Below are 2,400 nucleotides of genomic sequence, written 5' to 3'. Positions count from 1 at the left end.
TCAAACGGATTCTCCTTATCCGGAGGGAACTGCATCAAAAACACCATGACCTGGCGAACACAATGCCGCCTGATGAACTCGTGCAAGATCACTCGCCAGCAATGTATTGAAGGTCGAGCCACCCGCACCATTAATGGCATTCCCACCACGCTCAATTGTTGGAAATATCGGATAGACCATCATTGTGACCGCCCTAATACCTGCGCAAACCTCCCGAAAGACTGTACGACTCAAACTCAACATTGCAGCCTTAAGCAAAATGGGGTGTGCATCGAGCAAGAGGTCACAAAGCGTTGTGCTGAGAAGACATGCCGAGCCACTGATCTGCAATGTGGGGAGCACTCCTTCTGTCTTGACGGGGAGTGTTACGAGGAGGCGCCCAAATTGAATAACAATTTTGATAAGTCCGTTGCGGCACTGGCAGGACTTGCCGAAGCCGTGAAAGACATCGGCGACCCACCCAAAATATTCACGGGAAAGCCGATGAAGTGCAGTAAGAAACTCGCGGGCTTCAACGATTGTTGTAAAGACTCAGGATGGGGGCAAGGATTGGGAGCGAAATGCAGCGAAGCGGAAGAAGCGCTGGGGGAAGCCAAAGAGAAAGGCTTAACCCTGTACGTGGGGCAATACTGCGCCAAGAAAGTGCTGGGTGTCTGCACCCGTAAAAAGCGCAGTTACTGCGTTTACGACAACAAGCTGGCCAAAATCATCCAAGAGCAAGGGTCTCTTCAGCAACTGGGTAAACGGTTAGGCAGTGCTAAAAATCCCACCTGCGCCGCCATTACGCCCGAAGAACTGGGTCAAATCAATTTTGAATACATTGATTTTAAAGAGTTCTACCCGGAAATGCGTGCCAACACCAACCTCCCCAACTTTGATGAAATCAAGAAACGACTTCAAAGTGCCACGGGCGGATAACCGCCTCCACGGAATCAAGGTCTATGATGATGAAAAAACCTCTGCTTTGCGTCATTACCCTAGCGCTGCTGACTCACCTCCATCCAGCTCTTGCTCAAGAAACCCCTCCTGGGTGGCGCTGGTACAACGAGCCAAAGGCAATGCCCGTAACGCCCAAACCTAAGCCGCTACCAAGCAACACTCAAACCACCGTATCAAGCCCTAAAACGTTATCGGCGACCGAACAGATGGCCTGGTTTCACTCTGTGCATATTGAAGCGCAAAACGACGCGGCCATTCATCCCAAAGATAAAGACAAGCTCGCGAAGTTTTTAGCGTTAAATCATTTTATCACGGACCAAACCGACCAATTAGGCATGACCTTTAAAGCGCTGCTGCTCGAAAGACCTGAGTTCTCTTACACCAAAGACCATCCGACAGAGCAAGCGGCAAGACAGGTGTATTTAGCACTGGAGGATAAGAAGAAGACCGACGCGGTTGAAAAGATGAAACAAGACGGATGGGGCTTTTTCTTTGTTTATGAAGGAAAAGATGCGCTAAGCCAGCAACTCGCCCCGTCCATTCAAGCGTTTGCTGACCAATACCATTTTGAGCTCCTTGGGATCAGTAATGATGAAACCTTCATCACTCACCTCAAAGAAAACCGCCACAACCAGGGAAAAGTCACGGTGCCTTTTACGCCCGCCTTGATTTTGGTGCATCCAAGCACTGGAGAGATGAAGCCACTGGCGTACGGCTGGATAAGCCAAAATGATTTAATTGGGCGCTTTTACAACGTCGCCACCGACTTTGAGCAATCGAATTTTTAAAGCAACTTCATCCATATCGCTCTCTTAAATGATGTTCCGTTTCTTTTATTTCTTCTTTTCCCCTAAAACGTCAGGAGGCGCTATGCCATTTCTTCGTACCCTTGTGCTGGCTTTTTTGATTCATGCCGCCAGCGCACACGCGGCCATGCAAAACCAATATGCCCTGGTGTTCTTTTTTGAAAGCACCTGCCCGTACTGCCATAAAACCGCGCCTAAAATCACTCGCCTTAGCGAGCGATTTCAATTACCGGTTTATGCCTTCTCTGTTGACGGGCCGGGCCTTCCTGGGTTTGAGGTCCCTATTCCTGTCACACCAGAGATAGGCAAGACCTTTTTCCCAAGCCAGAGGAAAACGGTCATGCCTGCGACCTTCTTAATGAACGTCAACAGCCGTAAGTTCTCACGTTTGAGCATTGGAGACGTACCAGAAAGCACGCTTGCCCAAAGCATCCAACAAGCCTTAAGCGATCCGCGAGTGCAGGAGGCGCTGCAATGAAACGTTCACTTTTCCACCATTTATCCACCATTTCGGTGCATAAGCGAGTTATTCCTTTATTTCTCATCAGCTTATCAAGCGTAAGTCACGCCGACACCAACCACTCACTGGCCCGCTTTTTTGATAACTCAGGGTACAACGCCAACGTCTCAAACCCAACGGCTTACCAAGGGCAAT

3 protein-coding genes and 1 pseudogene are annotated in these 2,400 nt (G+C 49.4%); all 4 read left to right on the top strand.

Annotated features, from left to right (window positions below):
• Positions 1 to 918 (top strand): type-F conjugative transfer system mating-pair stabilization protein TraN (gene traN / locus AB4589_RS16735; protein WP_372101206.1); only part of this gene is annotated, 918 nt, incomplete at its 5' end.
• Positions 919 to 941: 23 nt separating this feature from the next.
• Positions 942 to 1,727 (top strand): type-F conjugative transfer system pilin assembly protein TraF, encoded by a 786-nt coding sequence (gene traF, locus AB4589_RS16730; RefSeq protein ID WP_280605237.1) that lies wholly within the window; start codon positions 942 to 944, stop codon positions 1,725 to 1,727.
• Between the two features lie 82 nt (positions 1,728 to 1,809).
• Positions 1,810 to 2,223: a type-F conjugative transfer system pilin assembly thiol-disulfide isomerase TrbB gene (trbB, locus tag AB4589_RS16725; protein WP_372101204.1), complete on the top strand. Its 414-nt coding sequence runs from the start codon at positions 1,810 to 1,812 to the stop codon at positions 2,221 to 2,223.
• Positions 2,220 to 2,400 (top strand): annotated as a pseudogene (locus tag AB4589_RS16720) (conjugal transfer protein TraH); the annotation flags it as partial. The gene trbB and the pseudogene AB4589_RS16720, both read left to right, overlap by 4 nt.

It is taken from the genome of Vibrio sp. 10N.222.49.A3, from assembly GCF_041475145.1.
In the GTDB taxonomy this organism is placed as follows: domain Bacteria; phylum Pseudomonadota; class Gammaproteobacteria; order Enterobacterales; family Vibrionaceae; genus Vibrio; species Vibrio tasmaniensis_A.
This window is presented reverse-complemented; position numbering and strand designations above follow the sequence as displayed.

Coding starts and splice junctions, on each gene's coding strand:
- traF (WP_280605237.1), top strand. CDS start 942: ATGATGATGAAAAAACCTCTGCTTTGCGTCATTACCCTAGCGCTGCTG.
- trbB (WP_372101204.1), top strand. CDS start 1,810: ATGCCATTTCTTCGTACCCTTGTGCTGGCTTTTTTGATTCATGCCGCC.